The sequence below is a fragment of the Actinopolymorpha sp. B11F2 genome (assembly GCF_040195635.1).
In the GTDB taxonomy this organism is placed as follows: domain Bacteria; phylum Actinomycetota; class Actinomycetes; order Propionibacteriales; family Actinopolymorphaceae; genus Thermasporomyces.
Window position 1 is genome coordinate 35038 of the sequence record NZ_JBEFTX010000018.1, and the last position, 25851, is coordinate 60888.

27 protein-coding genes are annotated in these 25851 nt (G+C 68.4%); 19 read left to right on the forward strand and 8 right to left on the reverse strand.

The genetic code is table 11. The features are described 5' to 3' along the window. Positions 1 to 58: 58 nt before the first annotated feature. On the reverse strand, positions 59 to 502 hold the full coding sequence (locus ABN034_RS26850) for a winged helix-turn-helix transcriptional regulator (RefSeq protein WP_349693759.1): 444 nt from the start codon (positions 500 to 502) through the stop codon (positions 59 to 61). Positions 503 to 623: 121 nt separating this feature from the next. Here ABN034_RS26850 and ABN034_RS26855 point away from each other — a divergent pair, with 121 nt between their 5' ends. The 4 genes from ABN034_RS26855 to ABN034_RS26870 all read left to right on the forward strand — a co-directional run bounded on the left by ABN034_RS26855 (position 624) and on the right by ABN034_RS26870 (position 4176). Then, positions 624 to 1568: an NADP-dependent oxidoreductase gene (locus tag ABN034_RS26855; RefSeq protein ID WP_349693760.1), complete on the forward strand. Its 945-nt coding sequence runs from the start codon at positions 624 to 626 to the stop codon at positions 1566 to 1568. Between the two features lie 233 nt (positions 1569 to 1801). Continuing rightward, a complete protein-coding gene (locus ABN034_RS26860; RefSeq protein WP_349693761.1) occupies positions 1802 to 2386 on the forward strand; it encodes a class I SAM-dependent methyltransferase in 585 nt (194 codons plus the stop codon). After that, positions 2383 to 3636, forward strand: a complete 1254-nt coding sequence (locus ABN034_RS26865; RefSeq protein ID WP_349693762.1) for a molybdopterin-dependent oxidoreductase — start codon at positions 2383 to 2385, stop codon at positions 3634 to 3636. The genes ABN034_RS26860 and ABN034_RS26865 overlap by 4 nt, the downstream gene beginning before the upstream one ends. Positions 3637 to 3651: 15 nt before the next feature. Further along, on the forward strand, positions 3652 to 4176 hold the full coding sequence (locus ABN034_RS26870) for a hypothetical protein (RefSeq protein WP_349693763.1): 525 nt from the start codon (positions 3652 to 3654) through the stop codon (positions 4174 to 4176). On the opposite strand, the gene ABN034_RS26875 is transcribed toward ABN034_RS26870, so the two are convergent. After that, positions 4141 to 5568: a hypothetical protein gene (locus ABN034_RS26875; protein WP_349693764.1), complete on the reverse strand. Its 1428-nt coding sequence runs from the start codon at positions 5566 to 5568 to the stop codon at positions 4141 to 4143. The two genes, ABN034_RS26870 and ABN034_RS26875, sit on opposite strands and share 36 nt — an antisense overlap. Positions 5569 to 5681: 113 nt before the next feature. Here ABN034_RS26875 and ABN034_RS26880 point away from each other — a divergent pair, with 113 nt between their 5' ends. Next, positions 5682 to 6791, forward strand: coding sequence for an NAD-dependent epimerase/dehydratase family protein (locus tag ABN034_RS26880; protein WP_349693765.1), 1110 nt, complete (start codon positions 5682 to 5684; stop codon positions 6789 to 6791). 51 nt (positions 6792 to 6842) lie between these two features. On the opposite strand, the gene ABN034_RS26885 is transcribed toward ABN034_RS26880, so the two are convergent. After that, positions 6843 to 7931, reverse strand: a complete 1089-nt coding sequence (locus tag ABN034_RS26885) for a sensor histidine kinase (RefSeq protein ID WP_349693766.1) — start codon at positions 7929 to 7931, stop codon at positions 6843 to 6845. Between the two features lie 5 nt (positions 7932 to 7936). Then, entirely contained in the window at positions 7937 to 8701 is a 765-nt protein-coding gene (locus ABN034_RS26890; RefSeq protein ID WP_349693767.1) for a response regulator transcription factor, read from the reverse strand. Positions 8702 to 8910: 209 nt separating this feature from the next. On the opposite strand from ABN034_RS26890, the gene ABN034_RS26895 reads away from it, so the two are divergent. Genes ABN034_RS26895 through ABN034_RS26905 form a run of 3 tightly spaced genes read left to right on the forward strand, consistent with a single transcriptional unit; the run spans position 8911 to position 11190 of the window. Continuing rightward, positions 8911 to 9570, forward strand: a complete 660-nt coding sequence (locus tag ABN034_RS26895; RefSeq protein WP_349693768.1) for a glycosyltransferase family 2 protein — start codon at positions 8911 to 8913, stop codon at positions 9568 to 9570. A 4-nt stretch (positions 9571 to 9574) separates the two neighbouring features. After that, positions 9575 to 10261: a TIGR04282 family arsenosugar biosynthesis glycosyltransferase gene (locus ABN034_RS26900; protein ID WP_349693769.1), complete on the forward strand. Its 687-nt coding sequence runs from the start codon at positions 9575 to 9577 to the stop codon at positions 10259 to 10261. A gap of 8 nt (positions 10262 to 10269) precedes the next feature. Next, positions 10270 to 11190, forward strand: coding sequence for a phosphotransferase family protein (locus ABN034_RS26905; protein WP_349693770.1), 921 nt, complete (start codon positions 10270 to 10272; stop codon positions 11188 to 11190). 87 nt (positions 11191 to 11277) lie between these two features. On the opposite strand, the gene ABN034_RS26910 is transcribed toward ABN034_RS26905, so the two are convergent. Further along, positions 11278 to 12663 (reverse strand): MFS transporter, encoded by a 1386-nt coding sequence (locus ABN034_RS26910; RefSeq protein WP_349693880.1) that lies wholly within the window; start codon positions 12661 to 12663, stop codon positions 11278 to 11280. Between the two features lie 298 nt (positions 12664 to 12961). Here ABN034_RS26910 and ABN034_RS26915 point away from each other — a divergent pair, with 298 nt between their 5' ends. The 5 genes from ABN034_RS26915 (at position 12962) to ABN034_RS26935 (ending at position 16184) form a co-directional block, all read left to right on the forward strand. Continuing rightward, positions 12962 to 13342 (forward strand): VOC family protein, encoded by a 381-nt coding sequence (locus ABN034_RS26915; RefSeq protein WP_349693771.1) that lies wholly within the window; start codon positions 12962 to 12964, stop codon positions 13340 to 13342. 80 nt (positions 13343 to 13422) lie between these two features. Then, positions 13423 to 14319, forward strand: coding sequence for an NYN domain-containing protein (locus tag ABN034_RS26920; protein ID WP_349693772.1), 897 nt, complete (start codon positions 13423 to 13425; stop codon positions 14317 to 14319). 135 nt (positions 14320 to 14454) lie between these two features. Next, positions 14455 to 14964, forward strand: a complete 510-nt coding sequence (locus ABN034_RS26925) for a hypothetical protein (RefSeq protein WP_349693773.1) — start codon at positions 14455 to 14457, stop codon at positions 14962 to 14964. A 174-nt stretch (positions 14965 to 15138) separates the two neighbouring features. After that, positions 15139 to 15642 (forward strand): hypothetical protein, encoded by a 504-nt coding sequence (locus ABN034_RS26930; protein WP_349693774.1) that lies wholly within the window; start codon positions 15139 to 15141, stop codon positions 15640 to 15642. A 95-nt stretch (positions 15643 to 15737) separates the two neighbouring features. After that, positions 15738 to 16184, forward strand: coding sequence for a DinB family protein (locus ABN034_RS26935; RefSeq protein ID WP_349693775.1), 447 nt, complete (start codon positions 15738 to 15740; stop codon positions 16182 to 16184). A gap of 221 nt (positions 16185 to 16405) precedes the next feature. Here the strand turns inward: ABN034_RS26935 and ABN034_RS26940 are convergent, their stop codons facing one another. After that, positions 16406 to 16906, reverse strand: a complete 501-nt coding sequence (locus ABN034_RS26940) for a serine hydrolase domain-containing protein (RefSeq protein ID WP_349693776.1) — start codon at positions 16904 to 16906, stop codon at positions 16406 to 16408. A gap of 306 nt (positions 16907 to 17212) precedes the next feature. Between ABN034_RS26940 and ABN034_RS26945 the strand changes: the two genes are divergently transcribed. Continuing rightward, a complete protein-coding gene (locus ABN034_RS26945) occupies positions 17213 to 18250 on the forward strand; it encodes a uroporphyrinogen decarboxylase family protein (protein ID WP_349693777.1) in 1038 nt (345 codons plus the stop codon). A 57-nt stretch (positions 18251 to 18307) separates the two neighbouring features. On the opposite strand, the gene ABN034_RS26950 is transcribed toward ABN034_RS26945, so the two are convergent. Together ABN034_RS26950 and ABN034_RS26955 are read right to left on the reverse strand one after the other, a co-directional pair. Further along, positions 18308 to 19696 carry an amidohydrolase family protein gene (locus tag ABN034_RS26950; RefSeq protein WP_349693778.1) on the reverse strand — a complete coding sequence of 463 codons (1389 nt, stop codon included), beginning with the start codon at positions 19694 to 19696 and terminating at the stop codon, positions 18308 to 18310. 150 nt (positions 19697 to 19846) lie between these two features. After that, entirely contained in the window at positions 19847 to 21115 is a 1269-nt protein-coding gene (locus ABN034_RS26955) for an MFS transporter (protein ID WP_349693779.1), read from the reverse strand. A gap of 289 nt (positions 21116 to 21404) precedes the next feature. Between ABN034_RS26955 and ABN034_RS26960 the strand changes: the two genes are divergently transcribed. From ABN034_RS26960 to ABN034_RS26980, 5 genes are all read left to right on the forward strand, one after another. Then, complete coding sequence (locus ABN034_RS26960) at positions 21405 to 22217, forward strand: IclR family transcriptional regulator domain-containing protein (RefSeq protein WP_349331070.1); 813 nt, start codon at positions 21405 to 21407, stop codon at positions 22215 to 22217. A gap of 206 nt (positions 22218 to 22423) precedes the next feature. Further along, positions 22424 to 23617 (forward strand): CaiB/BaiF CoA transferase family protein, encoded by a 1194-nt coding sequence (locus ABN034_RS26965; protein ID WP_349693780.1) that lies wholly within the window; start codon positions 22424 to 22426, stop codon positions 23615 to 23617. 52 nt (positions 23618 to 23669) lie between these two features. Next, entirely contained in the window at positions 23670 to 24503 is an 834-nt protein-coding gene (locus ABN034_RS26970) for a citryl-CoA lyase (protein ID WP_349693781.1), read from the forward strand. Positions 24504 to 24513: 10 nt separating this feature from the next. Next, positions 24514 to 25377: a DODA-type extradiol aromatic ring-opening family dioxygenase gene (locus tag ABN034_RS26975; RefSeq protein WP_349693782.1), complete on the forward strand. Its 864-nt coding sequence runs from the start codon at positions 24514 to 24516 to the stop codon at positions 25375 to 25377. Positions 25378 to 25483: 106 nt separating this feature from the next. After that, positions 25484 to 25843, forward strand: a complete 360-nt coding sequence (locus tag ABN034_RS26980; RefSeq protein WP_349693783.1) for a hypothetical protein — start codon at positions 25484 to 25486, stop codon at positions 25841 to 25843. Positions 25844 to 25851: the final 8 nt, after the last annotated feature.

The following is a 25851-nucleotide window of genomic DNA, read 5'->3' on the forward strand; positions in this document are numbered from 1 at the left end:
AATCCTGGCTGTCGACCTCACGCGGCTGAGCCCTTGGTCAGCGACGGGCGCGTGCCGTTCAGGCAGGGCGGCTGTCGTACGCCTCGCGATTGGCATGCACTTCGTCCATGTGCGCCTCGGCCCACACTTTGATGCCGCGCATCACGTGGTGGAGCGAGAGACCGAGGTCGGTCAGTTCGTAGGTGACGGTGACCGGCACGGTCGGGGTCACGGTGCGGGTGAGCATGCCGTCGCGCTCGAGCGAGCGCAGCGTCTGGGTGAGCATCTTCTGGCTCACCCCGGCCAGCCGGCGGGCCAGCTCGGAGTAGCGCATCGACCGCGGTTCACCGACGCAGTCACCCCCAGGTTGGTACGGACCGTCGCTGCAGAGTGCGGCCAGGATCAAAGCGACCCACTTGTCGGAGATCCGGTCAAGCAGCTGCCGGCTGGGGCAGCCCGCCAGGAACGCGTCGTAGTCCACCTTCGCCTGCGTCCGCTGCTGGGCCGCCGTCCTCGTGGGCATCGACCGCTCCTTCCTACCCAAGGGTGACCTACGCACTTCGAAGTGCCTACTTCCCGATGGAGAGTAACCCATCCACAGTGATGCGGGTCAACTGTCGAGCGTAAGCACCAGGAGCGAATCCATGAGCACCTCCACCTTCCGCGCCGCCACCTTCCGCGCCGCCGTCGTCCGCAGCCCGAGCGGGCCGGACTCGATCGAGATCATCGACGTCCCCGTCGTTCAGCCCGGACCCGGCGAAGTCCGGGTCGAGATCGCTGCCGCAGCGGTCAACCCCGTCGACCTCGGGGTCGCGAGCGGCCTCTTCCATGCGATGGGGCTGGTCGACCAGCCCGAGCACACCGGCCTGGGCTGGGACTTCGCCGGCACCGTCGTCGCCACCGGCTCCAGCGTGGACCTGGCCGTCGGGACCCGGGTCGCCGGCCTGGTCGCCGGATTCGACCGCGACTTCGGCACCTATGCCGAGCAGCTCGTCGTGCCCGTCGCCGACCTCGCCGTCGTACCCGACGGACTGGACCTGACAGCGGCGTCGACGGTGCCGCTCAACGGGCTGGCCGGCGCCCAGATCGTTGATTTGCTGGGCGACGCGCCCGCCGGCGAGCACGCAGGTGGCAACCGGCTGCTGGTGACCGGGGCGGCCGGCGCGGTCGGGGGGTACGTCGCCAGGCTCGCCCAAGACCGCGGCTGGCAGGTGACTGGTCTGGCCCGAGCCGAGGACGAGCAGTTCGTGCGTGGCCTCGGCGCCGACTTCACCACGCACGCCGAGCCGGGTTGGGACGCGGTCGCCGACGGTGCGGTGCTGCAGGAGCGGGGCCTTGCCCTTGTCCGCGACGGCGGGGCCTTCGTCGGCGTCCGGCCGAACGCCGAGCCGGCTCCCGAGCGCGGAATCACCGTGCTCACCGTGGTCACGCACCCCGACGGTCCTCGACTGGGCGACCTGCTCGCCCGCACCGCGTCCGGCGAGCTACCAGCCCGAGTGCACGCGGTCGTGCCGCTGGACCAGGCAGCCGACGCCCACCGCGCCGTCGCCAAGGGCGGGTTGCGCGGCCGATACGTGCTCGAGCCCTGACCGGCTCCACCACCCTGCGCCCGGCGCGCTTACCTCACCAGTGGCCAGGTCAAGGACTCGAGCCCCTCGTCAACACACCGCGTCAACCGGAATGCCGCCGGTGTCGAAGTCACAGTTCCGTAAGCAGCATTGAGCTATCTCGCCACCTCGGATGTCCCTAGCGTGGCTGCCGTGGTGGTTGACGTGGCATTCGTACGCGCGCCGCAGACCGGCCCGCACAGTGGTGAACGACTGTGAGCGGGCAGGTGCTGGTCGATCTGGCGTGGTGGGACCGACCCCCGGACGCGGTCGACGACCAGGTGTTGCGGCGGTGTGGTGGTCCCACGCTGGATGTCGGCTGCGGTCCTGGGCGGATGGTGGTCGAGCTTGCCCGGCGTGGCGTTCCGGCGTTGGGCATCGACGTGGTGGCACGCGCGGTCCGTCAGGTGCTGGCACGCGGCGGACATGCACTCACCCGTTCGGTGTTCGACGAGCTGCCATGTGAGGGGCGTTGGCAGACCGTCCTGCTGCTGGATGGCTGTGTCGGGATCGGTGGTGACCCGAAGATTCTGCTGGCCCGGATCCGCGAACTGCTCGCGCCGGGCGGTGTCGCCTACATCGAGCATGATCCGGAGCCGGACCGGGCCGAGTACACCACGGCGCGGCTCCGCTATGCCGGTGGCGAGGAGGCGACCGTGGACTGGACGGAGGTCGGTTGGTGCCTACTCGCCCGCGTCGCGGGTGAGGTCGACCTCGTTGTCAAGGACACCTGGACAGCTGGCGGGCGGTCGTTCGCCGCGTTCAGCCGGCCGGTCGAGAGAAGGGCGGAGTGGTCATGAACGCGCCGCCTGGCAAGGACATCTGGCGGAGCCCGATCCGAGGCCCTTGGCTGACGTCGATCCTCGGGCTTGTCCTGCTGGTAGGACTTCCCGTGCTGTTCCTGACCGGGCTGTTGTCGTACGCGGCGTATGATCCCGCGCTCGGCGGCCGGTTCAACGATCCCACGCCAGGTAAGGGAATTCTGGGCTTCTACCTGTTCGAGTGGCCGACCCGGCCGGCCTGGCTGTTCTGGTTGACCCAGGGCATCCATGTCATCGGCGGGTTGATGCTTGTACCAGTGCTGCTGGCGAAGCTCTGGTCGGTGATTCCGAAGCTCTTCGCGTGGCCACCGGTCAGGTCGCTCGCGCACCTGCTGGAACGGCTCAGCCTCCTGCTCCTGGTGGGTGGTGGGATCTTCGTGTTCGTGACCGGCATCCTCAACATCCAGTACGTCTACGTCTTTCCCGCGGGCTTCTACGCGTCTCACTTCTACGGGGCCTGGGTCTTCGTCGCGGCACTGGCCCTTCACGTCATCCTCAAGGCGCGGACGATGGTGACCGCACTCCGCTCGCGCAGCATCTGGAACGAACTCCGCACCGGTCTCGCCGACACCCGGCCAGAGCCGGCCGACGCAACCGGACTGGTCGCCACGGTGCCCGCGGAACCGACGGTGTCGCGGCGCGGAGCGCTCGGCTTCGTCGCAGCCGGCTCCGCCCTTCTGGCGTTGCTGTCGGCGGGCCAGACGATCGGTGGACCCCTACGGCGGCTGGCCGTCCTGGCACCCCGCGGCGGAATCGAGGGTCCCGGACCGAACGACTTCGTGGTCAACAAGACCGCGGCGTACCGCAGGATCACGCCGGCGCAGACCGGTCCCTCGTGGCGGCTAAACCTGCGCGGCTTCGACAGCGTTTCGCTGTCCAGAAGCGACCTTCTGGCGCTGACGTTGCACAGCGAGCGCCTGCCGATCGCCTGCGTCGAAGGCTGGACGACGGTTCAGACCTGGACCGGCGTACGCCTGGCAGACCTGGCCGCGCTGGTGGGAGTCCGCGAGGCGACGGGCGTCGCGGTGGAGTCGATGCAACGCGGAGGCGGCTTCGGCTCGGCCAACCTGGCAGGTAACCAGGTGCGCGACCTCCGGTCACTGCTGGCGCTCCGGGTCAATGGTGCCGACCTTTCACTCGACCATGGCTTCCCGGCGCGCATCATCGTCCCGAACGCGCCCGGGGTGCACTGCACCAAGTGGGTTTCCCGGCTGACCTTCTGGACCTGACCCCCGGACGTGATCATGACGACAATTCTGCGCAATCTCGCCACTGGGCGGGTCGCCCGTTGGTACGGCGCCAATCCTCTCCACCTGTTGGCGTGTGTGGGCGCTTTCAGCCTCGCCGGCTATGCGGCACTGCGGTTCGTACCCGCCAATCCGCTCGGGGTCGCGGCGTGGTTTGTCGGCGGCGCGCTCGGCCATGACCTGTTGCTGTTGCCGTTGTACAGCCTGGCAGACCGATCGGTGGCGGTGGTCGTGCGACGTCGGGCTTCGAAGGCGACGCAGACTGTGTGGCTCAACCATGTCAGGATTCCCGCGGCACTGTCCGCTCTGGCGTTCGCGGTGTTCTTCCCGCTGATCCTGCGGCTGCCGCGGAATCTCGAGGGCGTCATCGGTCGCCCCCCGCCCGACTACTTCGGACGGTGGCTGTTGCTCACCGGCATGCTGTTCGCCGGCTCGGCGTTCCTGCTTGCCTGCCGCCTGCGCCGGCTCCAGCGACGCGGGTCTGGTTCACCAGCTCGTCAGGACGAGGTGCTGGACGCCTAGCGCGGTGACGGCCTGCGCCGCGAGCCACCAGCGATGGGTGCGTGGGGGAAGGAGCGCACAGGCGGCCATCAGCCAGAGCGCGAAGGGCAGCCAGATCCGTTCGACCTCGGCCTTGCTGAGCCCGGACAGGGTAGCGGCGGTCACCGCGAGCAGGGTGGGCAGCACGAGGGCGACCAGCGGTCCCGCAGATCGCAGGCCGGCAACTGCCCGGCCCCGTCCGGCCACTGCCCCGCCCAGTCCGGCCACTGCCCGACGCAGTCCGGCGACGGCGGCCGGTCCGATGCAGATGGCCAGGGCGGCCAGGTCCGCCCACACCCAGTACGCGTAGGGCCGTACGCCACCCCAGCCCTGGTAGTAGCGGACCCTCAGCTGTACGTACCCCTCCCACCACCAGAAGCCGCCAACGGTGTAGCTGACCACGACGCCCACCACCACGACGCCGGCAACGAGTGAGGGCATGAGCCGGCGTCCGGCGATCAGTACGCCCAACGCGACCACGCCGATCAGCGCCAGGCCGTAGGACAGGAAGAGGGCCAACCCGAGCAGCATCCCTGCCGATACGGCGGCGGCCCACCCGGGAAGACCGCGGCGCCTGGTCGCGATCGCCAACAGGGCGAGGCCCCATGCCGATACCGCGAGAAACACCGCGTCGGCTGAGACGCCGATCCACAAGGCGGCCGGCGCGAGGACGAGAAACGGCAACCCGCGCCTCGCCAGCGCTTCGCCCGCCACCGCGCGCACCGCGACAGCAACGGCCGCGCAGGCAGAGGATCCGAGCACCATACAGATCACGGCTGCCCATCCGCCGCCTCGCAGGCCCAGCCGGTCCACCAGGATCCAGAACTCCAGTGCCGCCGGGGGGTGCCCCGCCACATGGGTCACCCACGCATCGGGTTCGCCCGGCCCGGTCGGACCACGGGCGATGCGGTCGGCGAACGTGGGCAGCAACTCGCTCCTCGGCGGCGCACCCGGCACCTCCGCGAGGTACTCGCCTGGCCTGGCCAACCGGTGGGCCAGCCGGGACCATCCGTCGACCAGGCCGAGTGCGAGGACCCAGCCGAACGACGCCGCCCAGGCGGTGGCCAGCAACGCGCGCCAGGGCAGTCGCGCCGCGACGGCCGGACCGGTGGCGACGAACAGCAGCGCGAGCGCGACGGCCACCGCTGTCGTCGGGCCGACTCGGGGGTCCCAGACCCCGCGCAGGGGCGCGGTCGACGCGTAGATGGGTACCTCACGGTCGCGCAGCACCGTGCCGACCACGACGGCAGCGACGACGAGCAGGCCCGCGGTCGACGCCGCCACGAGGTCGGCGACGTGCCCGGGCGGCCGCCGTGGCGGGACACCCTCGTCAACTCCGCTGGCGGTTCCGGGTTCGAGCATCCCGTGCGTCACCCGGGACAGCGTAGAAAGCCACCAAGCTCGATGGTGCCTGCCGAGGCCGGCCGTAAGAACCCCGTAATCGAACGCTCCGGCAACCCGGACGCGGCCGCCACTAGCGTCGGCACATGCGCATCCTGGTTACCGGAGGAGCCGGCTTCGTCGGCTCTCACGTCGCCGATGTCCTCGTCCGACGCGGCCACGAGGTCGTCCTGGTCGACGCCCTGCTGCCGGAGGCACATGGTGCACGGGGCGGCACGCCAGCAGCGGCGGCGGCCAGAGCGCCGACCGGGGCGCCGACCAGGGAGCCGGGCGAGTCCGAGGGTGCCGGTCATGGGCGGCCGTTCGTTCACGCCCTGATCCAGGAGCCTGGGGTCCTGGCCGATCTTCTGCGTGGCGTCGACGTCGTCTGTCACCAGGCGGCGATGGTGGGTCACGGTGTCGATCCTGGCGACGCACCTGCCTATGCGCGGCACAACGACTATGCGACCGCGTGCCTGCTGGCGGCGATGTACGCCCACGGCGTCAGGCGACTCGTCCTCGCTTCGTCGATGGTCGTCTACGGGGAAGGCGCATACCGCTGCGTCGAGCATGGAGGCGTACGCCCTGGCCCGCGGCTCGTTGCCGACCTGGACGCCGGGAGGTACGAGCCACCCTGTCCCCGGTGCGGCAGTGCGCTGGAAGCCGAGCTGATCCCCGAAGACGTGGCGCTCGATCCACGCAGCCTCTACGCCGCGTCCAAACTCGCCCAGGAGAACTACGCGGCGGCCTGGGCTCGGCAGGCCGGCGGCACCGTGTGGGCGCTGCGCTACCACAACGTCTACGGCCCGCGGATGCCGCGAGACACGCCGTACGCCGGTGTCGCCTCGCTGTTCCGGTCGGCGTTGGCGCGTGGCGAAGCCCCACTCGTCCTCGAGGACGGCCGGCAACGTCGCGACTTCGTCCACGTACGGGACATCGCGATGGCGAACGCACTCGCCGCCGAGTCCGCACCGCCAAGCGCCTTCGAAGCCGTCAACGTCTGCTCCGGCGACCCGCACACCATCGGTGAGCTCGCCGAAACCCTCGTGCTCGCCAGCGCGGGTAAGCCGCCCCGCATCGTCGGCGGTGCTCGGGCGGGCGACGTCCGCCACATCGTCGCCGACCCGGCCAAGGCGAGGCGCCTGTTGGGCTTCGCCGCTGCGACGTCGTTCGCCGACGGCATACGTGCCTTCGCCGACGATCCCCTGCGCTCATAGCGGATCGCAGCGTCCCGGCGGCGTTTCATCCCGGTCGGTCGATGCGAACCGTCAGGACAGTAACGGCAGCCGCACCTCGAACCGGCAGCCGGCGCCGCGGTTGCTGGCGCGGATCCGGCCGCGATGTGCCTCGACCAGGCCACGGGCGATCGCGAGGCCGAGTCCGCTGCCCGCGGGTTGTTCGGCTCCGCCGCCGCGCTCTCGCGGCGTCCGCGCATGGCTGCCACGGAACGCGACGTCGAACACGCGGCCCAGTTCGTTCTCGGGGATGCCGCCACATGCGTCGTCGACCCACACGGACGCCTCCCCGTCGGTGCTGGCGACGTATACGGTGACGCTCGACCCGGGTGCGGTGTGGTGGACGGCGTTCGACACGAGGTTGCGGACCACGCGCGCCAGCTCGGGAGAGCTGCCCAGCACAGCCGGACCCGGCGGACCCACCGCCACCCGCGAACGCAGCACGACCCCCTTGCGGTCCGCGACCGGACGCTCGGCCGCCACCGCCTCGTCGACCACCTCACACAGGTCGACCGTCGAGAGGGTGAGGCGGAGTGCACCGGCCGTGATCCTCGAGTACTCGAACAGGTCGTCGACCATCCGGGACAGCCGTTGCGCCTCGCCGGTGATCTTGTGCGCGTACGCACCCACCTCGTCCGGCTGTGCCACCACCCCGTCGGAGAGCGCCTCTGCCATGGCCCGGATCCCGGCCAAGGGTGTACGAAGGTCGTGGCTCACCCAGGCGACGAGCTCCCGGCGGGCGGCCTCGGCGGCCCGTTCGCGGGCGCGGGCGTCCCGCTCCCACACACTGCGCCGGGCGAGCGCGCGCCCGAGCAGAACAGCGGTCGGCACCGTCACGGCCGTGACCAGCGCACAGATCACCAGCGTCGTCGTCAGGATCGGCGTGAACATGAACCCGCTCACGCCGACCACGCCGGCAAGGGTGGCGGCCAGTGGCGTCAGCACGAGCATCGTCATCGAGGTGGCGAGGCGCCGGTTGCGCAGCTGATGAAGGACGGCCGCCCCGACAAGTGCCACCGGAAGTGAGAACGCGACGGCGTACGGCGCGACGTGCACGATCTCGGTGAACACGTCCGGCGCCGCGACGAAGAATGCCGGCGCCCCCACGGAGACTGTCTGCACGGGTGTCAACCTTGCCGGTCGTAGCGGTAGCCGACGCCCCACACGGTCACGATCCGGCGCGGCTGGGTGGGGAGGGCCTCGATCTTCTCCCGGAGCCTCCGTACGTGCACCGTGACCGTCGACTGGTCGCCGAAGTCCCAACCCCAGACGCGTTCGAGGAGCTGGGTGCGGGTGAAGGCGGTCCCCGGATGGACGATCAGGAAGCTCAGCAGGTCGAACTCGCGGATGGTGAGCGCAAGCTCGCGGCCACCCAGCGTCGCCCGGCGGGCCGCCAGGTCGATCATGAGGTCCGCGTCGACGAGCTGCCGGTGTCCACTGGCGCCGTCCAACCCGTCGGGTGCGGGACCGTCGGCGGTCGGGCGACCGTCGGACCGCCGGAGGATGGACTGGACCCGGAGGGCCAGCTCGCGCGGACTGAACGGCTTCGTCACGTAGTCGTCGGCTCCGACCTCCAGGCCGAGGATCCGATCGTCCTCCTCACCCAACGCGGTCAGCATGAGGACGGGCAACGCCGAGCTTCGGCGGATCCGGGCGCACACCTCGATGCCGCCGATGCCCGGCAGCATCAGGTCGAGCACCACCAGGTCGGGATGGCGCTCGTTGACCATTTCGAGCGCGGTCTCGCCGTCCCCGGCCATGATCACCTCGTGGCCGGACCTTTCCAGGTAACGGCGTACGACGTCACGCACCATCACGTCATCGTCGACGACCAGCACCCTGCGTGGCGAGGCGCCGCCGGTCACCGCCTCCCGGTCCGTTCGTTCATCCATGTATCGCCTCACCGCGATGGTCGCACCGCCTTGGTCCGACGGGTGTGCTCGGCCTCCAGCCCGCAGGGTACGGGCAGCAGTGGCGAACCACTCCGGACACCCAGCCTGCCGCTGAGCCACCAAGGACGGCGCACGCGGTGGCGAGCCGTCAGGAATTGGTAATACGTACCTTGCGCCTTGATGCGCGTATTGCGCCCTATCGTCAGGCCGTGGACGAGATCGACGTCGTGTTGCCCTGCCTCGACGAGGCCGCGGCACTTCCGGGTGTGCTGTCGACGTTTCCCGCCCACTATCGCGCCATCGTCGTCGACAACGGGTCGACCGACGGATCGCCTGAGATCGCTCGGCGACACGGCGCGGTAGTGGTGACCGAACCTCGCCGCGGCTATGGCGCCGCTGTGCACACAGGGATGCTGGCCAGCCGGAGCGCCATCGTGTGCGTCCTCGACGCCGACGGCTCGCTCGATCCGGTTGAGCTGCCGCGCCTGGTCGATCCACTCACCAGCGGAGCCGCCGATCTTGTCCTCGGGCGGCGGGTGGCCAGCACACCCAAGGCATGGCCCTGGCATGCCCGCTGGGGAAACGCCGTTCTTGCCGGGCTGGTACGCCGCCGCGGTCTGAACGTCCACGACATCGGCCCGATGCGGGCTGGTTACCGCACTCGGTTGCTCGACCTGGGGATGACCGACCGTGCGTTCGGTTACCCGCTCGAACTCCTGCTCCGAGCCGCCCGGGCCGGGTGGCGAGTGCACGAGCTCGACGTCGCCTATCGGCCGCGAACCGCGGGCACCCGGTCGAAGGTGTCGGGCTCGCTGCGAGGGACGCTGCGAGCCGTGCGGGACATGACGACTGCCATGCGCCGGGTGTGACCACATGCCGACAGGTGTGCTCGTGGTCGTAAAGGCGCCGGAACCGGGGCATGTCAAGACACGGTTGACGCCAATCGCGACCCCGGTCGAGGCGGCGGACATCGCGGCGGCCGCGCTGCTCGACACTCTGGACGCGGTGCACGCCACCGGAGCGGTCGTCATCGTCGCCCTCGCGGGCGACCTGGACCGATCCCTTCGTGGCAAGGAGATTAGGTCTCAGCTCGCCCGCGGCGTCGTCCTTTCCCAACGCGGCGACAGCTTCGGCGACCGGCTCGCGAACGCGCACCTCGACGCGCGCGAAGTCCATCCGTACGGGCCGATCCTGCAGATCGGTGGCGACACTCCGCAGGTCACCCCGGAACTACTGTCGCAAGCGGCCTCGCGGCTCCGGAGCCGCGAGGTCGACGGTGTGCTGGGACCGGCAGCCGACGGTGGCTGGTGGGCGATCGGCCTCCGCACCGCGAAACACGCCGAGACTCTCCGAACGGTGCCCATGTCACGCAGCGACACCGGAGCACAAACCCTGGCAGCCCTTCGTACATTGGGCATTCGCATCACCATGCTGCCCCAACTGCGTGATGTCGACACGGTCGAGGACGCCGTGGCGACCGCCGCCCAGATCCCGGGCAGCCGGTTCGCACGCGCGGTGGCCGCACTGCGGGACCGGACTCCCACACCGGTGGAGCCCTAAACTGCAGCATGGGCAGGAAACCGGACCTGAACAGTGTTGACGTCCGCATGCTCGCGCGGGAACTGCTTGCGAGCGACGAGGTGAACATCTCGTCGGTGCAAACAGAGGGCGAGGAGACTCACGCCTACCGCGTTGCGAGTAGGGAGCGTGTCGGCTGCCTCCGCATTGGTCGCTCGACCCGCGGCTTCACCAAGGACCGCTGGGCGCACGAGATGCTTGGCGACAGCGTACCTGTACCCCGCATCTGGGAGATCGGCCAACTCGACGAGAAGCGTGCGTTCTGTCTGAGTGAATGGATACCCGGTGCGACTCTGCAGGATCTCACCGCAGCGGAGGTGAAACAGGCACTGCCGGCGGTTTTCGACGCCTGGTCGATCATCGCCAGCGGCGATGTCGAGAACATCTCCGGTTACGGCACCTTCGACCCTGAAAGCCAGGTCGCCGCTCACGAAACATGGCACGGGTTCCTTCGGGCACCCGCCGACAAAGCCGCGTCCTGGGACACCGCCTGGACCGCCCCTCGATCCGGACAACTCGCCGAACTGCTGGACACCTACACCGTCCTCGTCGGCCGCTGCCCCGCCGAACGGGGACTCGTACACGGCGACTGGGGATCCAACAACCTGCTCGTCGCCGACGGCCGCGTAGCCGCAGTACTGGACTGGGAGGACGCCGCCATAGGTGATCCGCTTCAGGACGTGGGAAAACGCTTCTGGGCAACCTGGCCACCGGTGGCTACCTGCGTGACGCTGCAAGCCGCATACTGCGAGGCACGGTTCGGCGACGTGCCGGGCTACCGCGACCGGATACTGTGCTACGACCTGCACCGCGGGCTTGACGGCATCGGCGCCGCCCTTGCCGACGGTGCTCACACTTGGGCGGACTGGGCCTTTCGCCGCTGCCTCGAGCTTGTCCAGCAAGCCCGATAGCCGTCGCTTCCCGCGTTCCTGCATCATCTGAAGCGACTCCTGCACACCTTGGACTCCGAGCGGACGCCATCGGGAAGATCACCAGGATCAGGTCATGGAGTCGTTCACGGCACGTTGGTTCTGGGTATCGGCCGTCTGTTTGCCGGCTGCTCGGATACACACGAGCGCGACGGCTGACAACGCACTGATCGCCGTCGCCAGAATGATGGCTGCTCGCATCCCTCCAGGCTGATCGGAGAGGGACCACACGAGGGTGGCCAGGGCGGGGCCCATGGCGAAGCCCATCGTGCGGGCGAGGCTCGTCGAGGAACCGGTGGTTGCCAGCAAGTGTGGCGGTGTGTTGGTCATAGCCATTGCCATGTTCGGCGCGTTGAAGAGGCCGTTTCCGCAGCCTGCCAGGAACAGTCGCCACGCCAGGTCGGCGGGACCCCATGAGCCGTCCATCGGCAGGAGTAGAGCCAGGCCGCCGGTGAACAACACCGCGCCAAGAACGGCGGTACTCCGATGACCCCACCAGTCACCCAACACGCCGCCGACCGGGCCCATCAGGGCCATTCCTGCGGGGAAGAAGAGGAGCGTGACACCGGCGACGGACACCGACTCGCCGACTTCCCGTTGCATGAAGTACGGAGTAATGAAGAACACCACGCCGATGGCCGTCGCGGCCGAGCCCAGCGCGAGATGTGGTCCCACCTCTCCTGGTGTGCGGAAGAGTTCACGGACGGCGCCACTGATAGGCATTCGTAGCCAGAGAAGAAGCAGCGGTGGCGAGAGGAGTGCCAGCATCATCCACGCTGGCCCTTTGCTCGCGGTGAAGGAAAGGGCGAGCAGGAGGGCGGCGACAGCTGCGCTGAGCAACGCGGACTCGGCAAACCATGTGCGACCGGGCACCCGTAACGGCGCATCAGGCGCCAACATACGCACTCCGACCACCATGACAAGAACACTCACAGGGACGTTGACGAAGAAGATCCACGGCCAGCCAAGCACCTCGACGACCATGCCGCCCAGCCCCGGCCCGCTGATGAGTCCGAGCGGACCGAGGGTCGTGATCAGCCCCATCGCACGGCCGCGCAGCCCCGGCCCGCTGATGAGTCCGAGCGGACCGAGGGTCGTGATCAGCCCCATCGCACGGCCGCGTGCCTGCGGCCGAACGGCCGCCGTGGCCAACGCCGGAACGAGCGAGAACAGGAGTGCGCCGAAGGTTCCCTGAACCAGTCGGGCACCGATCAGCCAGGCCAGGCTGGGTGCAATACCCGCTGCGATGCTCGCGAGAGCGAAGCCGGTGAGCGAAAACCCCAGGGCCGGCCGCCGTCCGACACTGTCCAGCCAGCGGCCGCTCGGCAGTGCCAAGCCGGCAAGTGGCAGCAGGTAGGCGAGCACGACCCATTCGGTCATGCTGGTGGCGACCTGAAAGTCCCGCTCGATCGCCGGCAGCGCGACATTGACGATGCTCATGTCCACGGACGCCATGAACACGGCCAGGCCGGCTGCGACCACCAGCCACCACTGGTTCCGTACTCCGTCGGCTAGCCCTGAAGGGCTCGAGCGACCGCTGGGCCCGTCAGCCACGACAGAACCCCTCCATCTCAATGCGCCCAGCCCGGCTTCCAACAACCCGCGACGAATCACATGTGTGCTTGCCCCATGCGCGACCGGCCGCGGCTCGTGCCGTCGGCCAATGCATCAATCTGATTTGACCTAACTCTGTTTGATGTATCCTCCAGTCATGGCTGTGTCCTGTCAACCATCGACGTAAGGAGGTCCGGCCGTGACGCCATCCGATCAGTTCGCCAGTGTCCGCTACCTCGTCGACGACGTCCAAGCTGCCGTTGACTACTACACCGGCCATCTCGGGTTCGCCCTAGGCTTCAACGCCGCACCTGCCTTCGCCGAAGTCACCGCGGGTCGACTGCGGCTGCTGCTGTCCGGACCCTCCAGCTCCGGCGCCCGCGCGACCCCGGACGACGCCGCCGGCGGCGGAGGCAACCGCATCCATCTGATCGTCGACGATCTCGATGCCGAGGTCGGCAGGCTGCGCAACGCCGGGCTGTCCTTCCGCAGCGACGTGGTCGCCGGGCCCGGCGGACGCCAGATTCTCCTCGCCGACCCTGCCGACAACCTCATCGAACTGTTCGAGCCCGCCAACTGAGCTGATCAGGTGTTCGGGCTGCGCGAGGCGGGCACCGTGCAGGAGACTGGCGGCTCACCGATCGAGGAGATCCACCGCGCATGACTGATGACAGCACCCGCCTCGCCGTCCTGATCGACGCCGACAACACCTCTCCAAAGCTGATCAAGGAGATGTTCGAGGAACTGGCCGGCTACGGGACCATCACCGTCAAGCGGGCGTACGGCGACTGGACCAACCCGCACCTGGGCGGCTGGCGCGACATTCTCCTCGCCAATGCCATCTCCCCGGAGCAGCAGTTCGCCTACACCTACGGCAAGAACGCCACCGACTCGGCGCTGATCATCGACGCCATGGACCTGCTGTACTCCGGCAACGTCGAGGGCTTCGCCATCGTCTCCAGCGACAGCGACTTCACCCCACTTGCCACCCGACTGCGCGAGTCGGGCAAGCGGGTCATCGGCGTCGGGCGCCGCAAGACGCCGAAGGCCTTCGTGGAGGCGTGCGAGAAGTTCGTGTTCCTCGAGGTCCTCGCCGGCGACGGCGGTGCGACGGAGCCGGCGAAGGATGACCAACCGCGTCCGATCCAGAGCGTGCTGACCAAGGCGCTGAACAGGGTGGACACCGACGACGACGACTGGGCCTCGCTCAGTGCGCTCGGCAACCACCTGAACCGCACCGACCCGGCGTTCGACTCGCGCAACTACGGGTTCGGCAAACTTAGCGATCTGGTCAAGGCGCAGCCATTCGTCGAGACGAAGACCGTCACCGGGCAGGGTGGACGTGGGCGGCTGTGGGTGCGGCTCAAGGGTCGTCGACCTGTCGACGCGGTGCCGACGGCGAAAGCAGTGAAGAACACGACCAAGAAGGCGGCCGCGAAGAAGTCCACCGAGAAGACAGCGAAGAAGGCCGCCGCCCCGAAGACGGCCCGGAAGACGGCCCGGAAGACGGCGCGGAAGTCGGCGGCGAAGGCTCCGAACCGCGACAGCCGCCTGTAGTCCGAGTGGACGCTCAGCCACCGCTTCCGATGCGCCCAGCTCGCGTTGACGGCTCGCCGTCGGGCGGGCCGGTCCCGACCCGAGCTGCAGTGCGCACCGCTTCCATCCACCCCGGTGGCCTGCCATCATTCGAGCGTGAAGACGATGGTGGCTCGGCTGCCCTGGGAGGTGCTCGTCGCCGCGGCCATCGTCGCGCCTCTCGTCTACGTCGTCCTGGGACTCGGGCGAGGCCCAGGTGACCGTGAGTTCGTCGAGGAGCAGCTCACCGACGGTCTGCATGGCCTGCCCATCGCCCTGCCCGTGGAGCTGCCCGACGGCTATTCGCCCCCCAGCTGGTACCACTCCGAAGGCCACAGCGTAAGAACCGCGTGGTTCGTCGGCTTCGACACGTTCAACTTTGGTGACTTCGGGGACGACCCTCCGCCTGTCGAGCTGTGCATCCAGCGCGCTGACAGCAACAGCCGACGCTGTGCAGGAACCAGCGGGTCCAGGCCCAGGCCCGAATCCGAGCGCGGGCTCCACGTCGAGAGGCAGGTCGGCGCAATCCGCGTAGTAGTCAACCCCCTGGTCGACCCCCGAACATTGTCGAATCGGACCTCAACGCATGGGATGACGTCGAGTTCACCACCGACCTCGACACGGTGACGTGGCTGCGATAACAACCCGCGCCGATAAACGCATACAGCGGAAAGGTTCAGCAACACCGCCCACCACGGCCGCCCGAGCGAGACCGTCAATGCCCGTAGGGCCAGAGCGAATGTCCTCGTCGACCCACGTGCCCGCCTTTCCACGTACTTGCTGGTCTGCCATGCTGCGGAAATGAACCCCTCGCGGCGGCCGATCCCATCTGGGTGGTCGCTCCTGCTCGGCACGGCAGCCATCCTGGCCCTACCTGTCCTGTTCGTAGCCGATCATCTGACGGTCCGGGCGCCCGACATCACAGACCGCGCCACCGTTCGCGAGATGGTCGGACCACCAGGAGGGATTCCGATCGCCCTTCCCGTCGAGCTGCCGCCCGGCTACGAGCCGCCTGACTTCTGGGAGCACTCCACAGACGTCAACGGCAGGGTCGACTCGCGGAGCGTCGCCTTCTTCCCGACCGCCGAGGCACGAGATGGCCGCCAGGTCGCAAACGTTCGGACGTGCGTCGAGGCCGACAGCATTGGCCACGGTCCCTGCGGCTTCGGCGCAAACCCCGTCGAGCGCCACGTCGGGAATGTTCGAGTACTCATCTGGCTTCCCGACCACGACCCAGACAACCGAGCGGCCTGGCGTACCGTTCCGTTCACCATGGACCTCAACGAGGTCCGTTGGGTGCGCTGACCTGACCAGGAAGCGCGTCGATGCGTCGGCGGCTCGAGCCCGACGCGATGCGCCGCCGGGTCCGCCGCCGAGGCGCTCGTTGCTACGCTGCCGGCGTGACCTCGGAAATGCGGCAACTCCGCGCCGCTCTCGACGGTCTGCGGGCTGGCGTCCTGAAGAAGCTTGCCGGGCTCAGCGAGGCCGACGCTCGGCGCAGCACGGTCGATTCCGGGACGAACCTCGCCGGGCTGTTGCAGCACCTCACCTATGTCGAGTCCCTGTGGTTCGAGGAGGTCGTCGCCGGTGGCACGGCGAAAGGGATCCGGTCGATGCAGGTCGATCCCTCGGTATCGGTGCGGACCCTGCGGGCCGGCTACAAGGCTGCCTGCGAGACCAGCAACCGGATCGTCGAAGCGATCGGCGACCTGGACGCGCCGGTGACCCGCAAGCGCAAGACCCACGACCTGCGGTGGGTGTTGCTCTCGGTCATCCAGGAAACCGCCCGGCACGCCGGGCATGCCGACATCATCCGCGAACAGGTCGACGGCCAGACCGGGCGGTGACGCTGAGGTCCGCGCCGCGCTTCCGAAGATGGTGCGGGGGACGGCGGCCGTGCGTACAACAACGCCCCAGGGTGCTGTCACAGGAGCTGGTGGCGCAGGTCCGGCCCTACGAGTGGCGGCATGTTCCATTCGGCTGATGCGCCGGTTCCTGCGATGGTGAGGCGTACCCGGACATTCCCACACGGCGTCAAGCGGGGCTTGCATGTTCGTGGTCGCCGCTGTCATCGCCACGACGACATCGGCTTCGGGGACGACGAGACAGACCTGCCCCATCGCGCCGTCGGCTCGGTAGCCGTGACGGGACATCCAGAACTGGTAGCCGTAACCCTGAAGCACTCGCCCGGCCCGATACCCATCGGGCGGAACAGACGTTCGTCCAACACCTCCGGCAGCGGCCGGCCCGTGACGTGTTCGACGATCCGGGCCAGCACGTAGGTGGTGGGGTTGTTGTACGCATGGACCGTCCCAGCTGGTCTCGTCGGCGGTATCCGCAGAAAACCTCGTACCAGATCCAGCGGCTCGAGCGCCCAGGCGTCCTCGAGTACGTCCTCGGTATGTCCGGTGGTCATCGACAACAGATGGTGAACGGTCAGTTCTGCCACCTGCGGGTGCATGTCGTTCGGTACATGGTCTGGGAGGAGATCGACCACACGATCGATGAGCCCGACCAGCCCGTCTGCCAGGGCGAACCCCACCGCGATCGAGGTGAAGGACTTCGACATCGAATAGAGCCAGGTGCGGCCGGTCGGCGGTAAACGGAGCCCACCACCCCTCCGCCACCACGTGACCGTGCCGAACAACCATGATCGAGTGCAGCTCGATGCCCTGCTCGCAGGCCCGATCGAGGAACGCAATCAACCCGGACGCGTCGATCAGCTGATCGGAAGGAGTCGAACGCGGAAGGAGATTCACAGGTGCAGTCTGCAAGGTGCCGCCTAGAGAACCTATTCCTTATCGCTCTGTTCGATCGGTCTGTTCGGATCAGCGGAGGGTTGCCTGGAGAGAGGATGTCCGCAAGAGTCGGGCCCATGCAGATGCTTCCCTTGTTCCCCACCTCGTTGGTCGGCAGCTACGCGCAACCGGAGTGGCTCATCGACCGCGCAAAGCTGGCCGGCCGATTTCCACCCCGGGTCCGCGCCCGTGAGCTGTGGCGACCGGAGGCGGATCATCTGGCCGAGGCGCAGGACGACGCCACTCTGCTCGCCATCCGGGCGCAGGAACGCTCCGGCCTCGACATCCTGACCGACGGCGAGATGCGCCGGGAGAGCTACTCCAACCACTTCGCCACGGCTCTGGAGGGTGTCGACATCGACAACCCCGGCGAGGCACTCGACCGCAGCGGTCACCCGAACCCGGTGCCTCGGGTGGTCGGACCCATCCGGCGGCCGCGGGCCGTCCAGGCCGACGACGTCCGATTCCTGCGCGCCAACACCGACCGCGTCATCAAGGTGACGGTGCCCGGCCCGTTCACGATGTCGCAGCAGGCGCAGGACGACCACTATGGACGTCCGGAGGCGCTCGCGATGGCCTACGCCGAGGCTGTCAACGCCGAGGTCCACGACCTCTTCGCCGCCGGTGCCGACATCGTGCAGCTGGACGAGCCCTACATGCAGGCGCGTCCAGAGCGCGCACGGGAATTCGGCCTGCAGGCGTTGAACCGAGCGCTGGAGAACGCTCCGGGGACGACCGCCGTGCACATCTGCTTCGGCTATGCCGCGATCATCCACGACCGGCCCTCCGGCTACTCCTTCCTTCCCGAGCTCGCCGGCTGTTCCTGCGACCAGGTCTCCATCGAGACCGCGCAGTCCAACCTCGACACGTCCGTGCTCAAGCACCTGCCCGACAAGACCATCATCCTGGGCGTGATCGACCTTTCCGACCACAGCGTCGAGTCGGCCGAGACCGTGGCCGCGAGGGTCAGGAGGGCCCTGCCGTTCGTCGAACCCGACCGCATTGTCGTCGCGACCGACTGTGGCATGAAGTACCTCCCGCGCCGTTCCGCAGAGGGCAAGCTCCGCGCCATGGCAGCGGCCGCACGTATGCTGCGCGCCGAAGCCGAGGGGTGAGGGATGAAGGCCGAGAAACCGCATCGCTCACAGCATTTCCGGCCTCATCTGCGACAGCTAACCGCTCGCCTGGTGTGTGGCCGCGCTGCGGTAGTCGGTGTACGTGTACGGGTTGTCCAGCACCTTCGTCTGTGGGATGTCCGGATTCATGCCCTGCTGCCATGCCTCGGCACCCAGTGCGCCCTGCAGGTACTCGACGGTCGCCTCGATCGCGCGGCGTGCCGGGGCCAGGTCGACACCGACCAGCCGGTGATTGTGCTTGACGACGCGGCCGTCGACGATGACGGTGTGGACGTCGGCCCGCTGGGCCTGGAAGACGACGTGCCCGTAGGGATTGAGGATCGGGAACATGACCGGCGAGTCGTCGTTCTTGAGCAGCACGACATCGGCCTTCTTTCCGACTTCGAGGCTGCCGATCTTCTCGTCGAGACCGAGCGCCCTCGCACCACCGCGGGTGGCCCACTCCACTGCCTGGTCGGCACGCAGATGGCAGTGCGTGATCGTCTCTCCCTTGGCATGCGCCTCCAGGTGCTCGCGGGCCCGGTCGGCGCCGAGCGTCGACCGCATCGCCGAGAACAGGTCCGCGCTCCACCACACGCTGGTGTCCACGGACAACGCGACCGGGATGTCGTGGGACCGGAGGATCCACGTGGGCGGGTAGCCCTGGCCACAGCTCTGCTCGCTTTCGGTGGACACCGAGACCGTCCCGCCGGTGGCGGCGATCCGGTGGTACGAATCGGCGCTCAGCGTCGCCGCGTGTACGTACACGGTCTGCGGCGTCATGAACCCGTGGTCGTACATCAGCTGGACGCTGTCGTTGTTAGTGGCACCCCAGACACCGGCATGCGTCGTCACCGGTGCGCCGAGCTCGCGCGCCACCTCGAACGCGGGACGCTCGGGAAACGCCGGGTCCCCGGTCACGTCGAAGGCCAGCTGGAAACCCAGCATGTCGTCGCCGGTGAAGCGCCGATCGACGAAGGCACGGAACTCGGGTTGGGTGGACCATTCCCAAGGCCCTGCGTGGATGTTGCCGTAGGCGAGGACGAACCGTCCTGGTACGGCCTGGAGGGCATCGACCGCGGCCTCGGCGTGGTCGATGGTCTGCAGCCCGTGTGACCAGTCCACCGTGGTGGTGACGCCGGCCTCGATCGACTCGATGGCCGATGCCAGGTTGCCGGCGTGGATGTCCTCGGGCCGGAACTTCTTGCCGTGTTCGAGGTAGTTCCAGACGAAGTACTGCGTCAGCGTCCAGTCGGCGCCGTACCCGCGCATCGCCGTCTGCCACATGTGCCGGTGCGTGTCCACCATCCCCGGCATGATGATCCCGCCGGTGGCATCGATCTCCACGGTCCCCTCGGGCACGTCGAGCTGTCGACCGACGGCCTCGATGCGTTCGCCGACGACCAGAACGTCGGCGTCGGTGAGCACCGACTTTCCGTCGTCCATGGTCAGAACCGTCCCGTGCGGAGCACCACGGTCCGGCCCGCCCCGAATGTCGCCTCAGGCGCATTGCTGGTTTCCATGAGCGCTCCTTCGTCCAGACGCCCACCTGCGCTGGTTTGTGGGGAGAGTCGTCCGTACGGGCCGATGGGTGACCTACCTGCCGGCGCGGTGAGGGACCAGCATCCTGGATGTCTTCACCAGAGCCACCGCCGCGACCCCGACGATCGGCAGCACCGTCAGCTGCCACAGGCCCGCACCGTTCCATCCGAACTCGCCGACAAGGCGGGCGAACAACAAACCAGAGAAGGCAGCGCCGACGTAGTAGGTGAGCATGAAGAGGCCGGCGCCGCGTCCGACGTGTTCGGGCCGGACCGCCCGCTGCATGGCGGTCGTGCAGTTGGTGAACAGGAAGCCGCTGGCAAAGGTGCCGATGAGGAAAGCGAGTACGTAGTGAGCCGCCGGAGTCGTCGCCACCTGGTAGGCGAGGAACGTGCAAGCAGAGGCACCCACGAATCCGATGGCGAGCAGTTTGCGCTGGTCGTAACGGTCACCCAGCCAACCGGCCGGCAGGGCCATCATCGCCCCGAATCCCGCCATGGACAGGGCAAACGCGGCCTGCCCAGGGGTGAAGCCGTGCTGCTCCTGGAGGAAGGTGGGATACAGGCCGAGGAAGCCGTAGAACACCACGCCGGAGACCACACAGGCGACTCCCAGCCCGAGGGTGTTGCGGTTGAACGGGCTCGCGGGCACGTGGTCGAACGCCTGCGGGGAACCTGCCGCCTTGCCCGTAACCGCCTCGGTCAGCCGCTTCGACACGACGGTGACGATGAGGACGGACATGACCAGACCGATACCCGCGAAGACGTAGAACGGTCCCCGCCAGTCTCCCCACGAGGCCACGATCTGGGTCCCGATGAGGGGCCCGAGGAAGACGCCGAGTCCGAACGCGACACCGACGACCCCGGCGGCCACCGCACGGCGGTGGAAGAAGAACGCCCCGAGGACGGCGTACACGGCCGCGGCATGCATCCCCTCTCCGATGCCGGAGAGCAGGCGGTACGCACTCATGTCCACGAATCCTGCGGCGAGCGGAACGCCCAGCGTGCCGACCGAGTACATGAGGACGGCGATCACGAGAATGTTCCGCCGCGACAGCCGGTCGGTCAGGAAGCCACCGACCAGCCCGGCGATGGCGAGACCCAGGGTGAAGCCCGTCGCCAGCGAGCCGCCCTGCTCCAGGCTGAACCCGAACTCGCTGCTGATGTCGGGAAGCAGCGGGTAGAAGATCTGCCGGTCCATCGCGTTGAGCATGTACGACAGACACAGCACCCCGAACCCGACGGCGACGACCGCCGGTGAGATCTCGACGTTTCCTGACGTGGTCGTCCCGGTCTCTACGCGTTCGTTCGGGATGCTCGCCATCGGGCGCTCCTCGAGGGTGTCGCGTCCACCTGTCCGTTCTACGGACACTCGTCCGTAAGGCAGCAAAGTATGACCGCTCCCACACGTTGTCAAGGGATCCCCGGCCCGAACGGACGGGTCGGCGCCGGTCCAGCCACCGCGCTGGCCGCTCGTGGTGGCAGGAGTGGCGCTTTGTCCGCACAGCGGCCAACGTGGTTGACTGTCTACGCCTGCGGCTCTGGCCAAGCACCTGAACGCAGAGAGTTGAGGCATTCGCCCTACGAACACGCCGCAAGCTTCAGGAGTGTCGATGCCCCGTCGCGACAGCGACCCCGACTTCATCGAGTCGATAGCCCGCGGCTTCGACGTCGTCCGGGCGTTCGACGCCCACCGGCCCGTGATGACCCTCAGCGAGATGGCGGCGGCGACCCAGTTGGCGCGCCCCACGGCCCGCCGAATCCTTCGTACGCTGGAGTCCCTGGGATACGTGCGGGCAGTCGGCGGCGGATTCACCCTCACCCCGCGCGTGCTCGAGCTCGGTCTGACCTACGTCCAGGGCATGGGGCTGTGGGACGTGGCTCGTCCGCACATGGAACGGCTCGTCGCCCGTACCCACGAGTCGAGCTCCATCGCCCAGCTCGACGGCTCCGACATCGTCTACGTCGCACGGGTGGCCGTACCCAAGATCATCACGCTGGCGGTGCAGATCGGCACCCGGTTCCCGGCACCGCCGACATCCCTCGGCAAGGTCCTGCTCGCCGGACTCGACGCCGACGAGCTCGACCACGTGCTCGCCCAGCCGAGCCGCTCGGGCGTGACCGCGAGGTGGCAGCCGGACCGGACCGAGCTCGACGCGGCGCTGCGGGAGGTTCGCGCGCGCGGGTGGGCACTCACCGACGAGCAACTCGCCTCCGGGATCCGCTCGATCGCGGCGCCCGTACGCGACGGCGCCGGCCGGGTCGTCGCCGCCATGAACGTGACCGTGCACGCGGCCGAGACCTCGGTGGAGACGCTCACCGAGGAATACCTTCCGCTGCTCCTGCAGGCGGCAAGCGCCGCGAGCGCCGACTTCGCGAGGTACGACGCCCTGCCGCGCACCGTCGTCGAACCCAGCGTCTCCTGACGGTGCCGTCCGGCCAGGCCGCCTGATCGAGGCCGCCTGACCGAGGCTGCCTGACCGAGGCTGCCTGACCGAGGCTGCCTGACCGAGGCTGCCTAGCCGCGCCAGCCGACCGGACGAATCCGCCTCCCGACCTTGACACCGTGGCCCTCGCCGACGGATTCTGGCAAGCTATCGGACGGTTGTCCGAACAGCGGACGAGGGGGACCATGACGGAAGACACCCCGGTGGCGACGGCGCGGAAGGGACCGCTCGCGGGCCTGCTGGTGGCCGACTTCTCCAGGATCCTGGCAGGCCCGTACGCGAGCATGCTGATGGCCGACATGGGGGCCGAGGTCGTCAAGGTGGAAGGGCCGGCAGGCGACGACACCCGGACGTGGTCCCCTCCGCTGCGCGGAGACGTGGCGACCTACTACCTCGGCATCAACCGCAACAAGAGGTCGATCGCGCTGGACTTCGCCGACCCGGACGACCGCGCGCTCGCCCAGGAACTCGCGGCCCGCGCCGACATCGTGCTCGAGAACTTCCGGCCCGGAAGCCTCGCCAAGTTCGGGCTGGACTACGACAGCGTGGCATCCGCCAACCCAGGCGTCATCTACGCCTCGATCACCGGGTTCGGTTCCGGCGGCGGCGCCGCGCTGCCCGGCTACGACCTCATCGTGCAGGCGATCTCGGGGCTGATGAGCCTGACCGGTGACCCCGAAGGCCCGCCGTACCGCTCCGGCATCTCGGTGTTCGACGTGATGTCGGGGATGCAGACCACGATCGGTGTCCTCGCCGCATTGCAGCACCGCAACCGAACGGGCACCGGCCAGCACGTCGAGGTCAACCTCCTGTCGACCGCGCTCTCCGGGATGGTGAACCAGACCAGCGCCTACGTTGCCGGCGACGTCGTACCGCACCGGATGGGTAATGCCCATCCGAGCCTCTTCCCGTACGAACCGCTGCCCACGGCGGACGGCGAGCTGATCGTCACCGCCGGCAACAACCGGCAGTTTGCCAATCTCTGCAAGGTTCTCGGCGTGCCGGAGCTCGCCGACGACGCCAGGTTCCGCACCAACCAGGACCGCACCGCCAACCGCGAGGAGCTTCGCCCGTTGCTGGTCGAGCGCCTCCGGACGAGGGGGCGGATGGAGTGGTTCCGCGACCTGCTCGCCGCGGGCGTGGCCTGCGGGCCGATCAACACCGTCGAGGAGGGCGTGGCGTTCGCCGAACAGCTTGGCCTCGACCCTGTTGTGCGGGTGGGCGAGGGCGATCCACCGTCGGTCCGTAACCCGATCACCTTCTCCGAGACCCCTACCCGCTACGACCTGCCGCCGCCCGGCCTGGACGAGCACGGCGCAGAGCTACGCGCCTGGCTCTCCGCTCCTCGCCACCAGCACGAACACGGACACGACAACTGATACGAGACCGGCACCGAGCTGCCCGGCAGACCGAAGAAAAGGAGATCACGGAGTGGGTAACGGATCCTCGCCACCACAGGCACCGACGTACCCGACCTCGCTCGGCATGTCGGACGCGGACTCGATCTCGTTGCTGGGCAAGGATCTCGCCGCCGACCTGATGGGCCACGTCGGCTTCGGCGAGCTTGCCTTCTGGCTGGTCACCCAACAACGTCCCGCCCCTGCTCAGGTGCGGGTCTTCGAGGCCGTGCTGGTCGCGCTCGCCGATCACGGCTTCACCCCGACCGCGATCGCCGCGCGCCTCACCTACCTGTCCGCCCCGGACTCGCTGCAAGGGGCGATCGCCGCCGGCCTGCTCGGCGGTGGCTCGCGGTTCCTCGGCGTGACCGAGGACTGCGGCCAGTTCCTGGCCGCAGTCCTCGACCAGCATCGCGACAAGTGCCCGGAACGGCTCGACGACGACGCGGCGTGGGACGCGGTCGCGTTGTCGGCGATCCAGCAGGCACGGGAGTCCGGCCGCCTCGTTCCGGGGTTGGGCCACCCGGTCCACAAGCAGCAGGACCCGCGTACTCCGCGCCTGCTCGCCATCGCCGCGGAGGAGGGTTTGAAGGGACCGCACCTCCGCCTGTTCGAGGCCATCGGCAGGGTGCATCCTCGTGTCCTGGGCCGCACGCTGCCGCTCAACGGCGCCGGCGTGTGTGGCGCGGCCCTTGCAGACCTCGGCCTCCCGCTCGAGCTGCTGCGAGGCTTCGCCCTCCTTGCGCGTGCCGCCGGGCTCCTCGGCCAGCTGGCCGAGGAGGTGCGACGCCCGATCGGGCGGGACGTCTACCTCTCGGTGGACCGGAACGCGACCTACGTCGACCCACTCAGCAACACTTCCAGCTGAAGGAGTCCTCATGGCCACCGTCGTCGCGGTCATTGCTTCTACGCACCATCCGTTCTACTACCGGGCGAGTACGTCCACCGGCGCCGACCGTCCGCCGTTCGCCGACGAGTGGGTGGCGAAGATCGAGCGCTTCCGCGAGACCCTCACGCGTGCGCGACCCGACGTTCTGGTGATGGTGGGAAGTGACCATTTCCACCAGCTGTGGCTGGACAACATGCCGCAGTTCCTGATCGGCAAGGCGCCGTTCTACGACGCGAACTTCTACAACGAGGAACGCGAGTTCGGCCTTCCCAGGATGCTGCTCACCGGGCACGAGGACCTCTCGGCCTACCTTCTGCGGTCCGGCCTGGACGCGGGCTTCGATCTCGCGTTCAGCAACGAGCTGCGCATCGACCACAGCATCACGTGCCCGATCATCACGCTGCGACCGGAGGCCGACCTTCCGATCGTGCCCGTCTACACCAACATCTTCGCGCCGCCGCTACCCCAACCGCGACGGTTCGTCCAGCTCGGGCAGGCGATCCGGGAGGTGGTCGAGTCCTGGCCGTCGGACCAGCGGGTCGCGATCATCGGCACCGGTCACCTCTCTCTCGAGCTCGGTGGGCCGCGCCAGTTCGGCGAGCACGGCCCCGATCCCGCGTTCGACCGCAAGGCCGTGGACTGGATCGGCAGCGGCAACCTGCAGGAGTGCCTGGCGCAGGTGAGCCTTGACAGCCTCCACGCACCGGGCAACGCCACCCACGGCTTCATGGACTTCATGCTGATGATGGGGGTCGCCGGAGAGAACGCCAAGGCCGACCACGTAGACAGCCTCGACCTCTTCCACACCATGGAGGCGTACTTCACGTGGTATCCGAACGGAGCACCAGCATGAGCGCGAGGCGCAGCAGCATGAGCGCGAGGAGCCCCCACGGAGGTACGCCGAGGAACGAGGTGTGCCGGAGTGAGGCACCCCAGCGGTCATGCGAAAGGAGACCAGTATGAGCAAGTACCTCGTTGACAAGTTCCTCTACACCGTGGACCGCGACCCCGAGCTGGTCGAGCGCTACCGCGAGGACCCGCGGGGCACCGTTCAGTGGTGGGAGACCGAGCGCGCGGGCAGCATCCTGGGTTGCGTACATGCCGAGGCCACCACGTGGCTGGAGTTCGCGCCCGTGGAGCGCGAGGCACTTGCCACGCACGACTACCCGAAGCTGTTCGAGCTCGGGGCGCACCCCTTCCTCACGCTCACGCTGTTCATCGCGATGTTCGAACGCGATCACGAGCCGCTGGGGTTCCAGCAGGAGTACGCACGACGGCTCGCGCACTTCACCCTCCCCTATCCGGACTACTCCACCTGAGAAGCCCT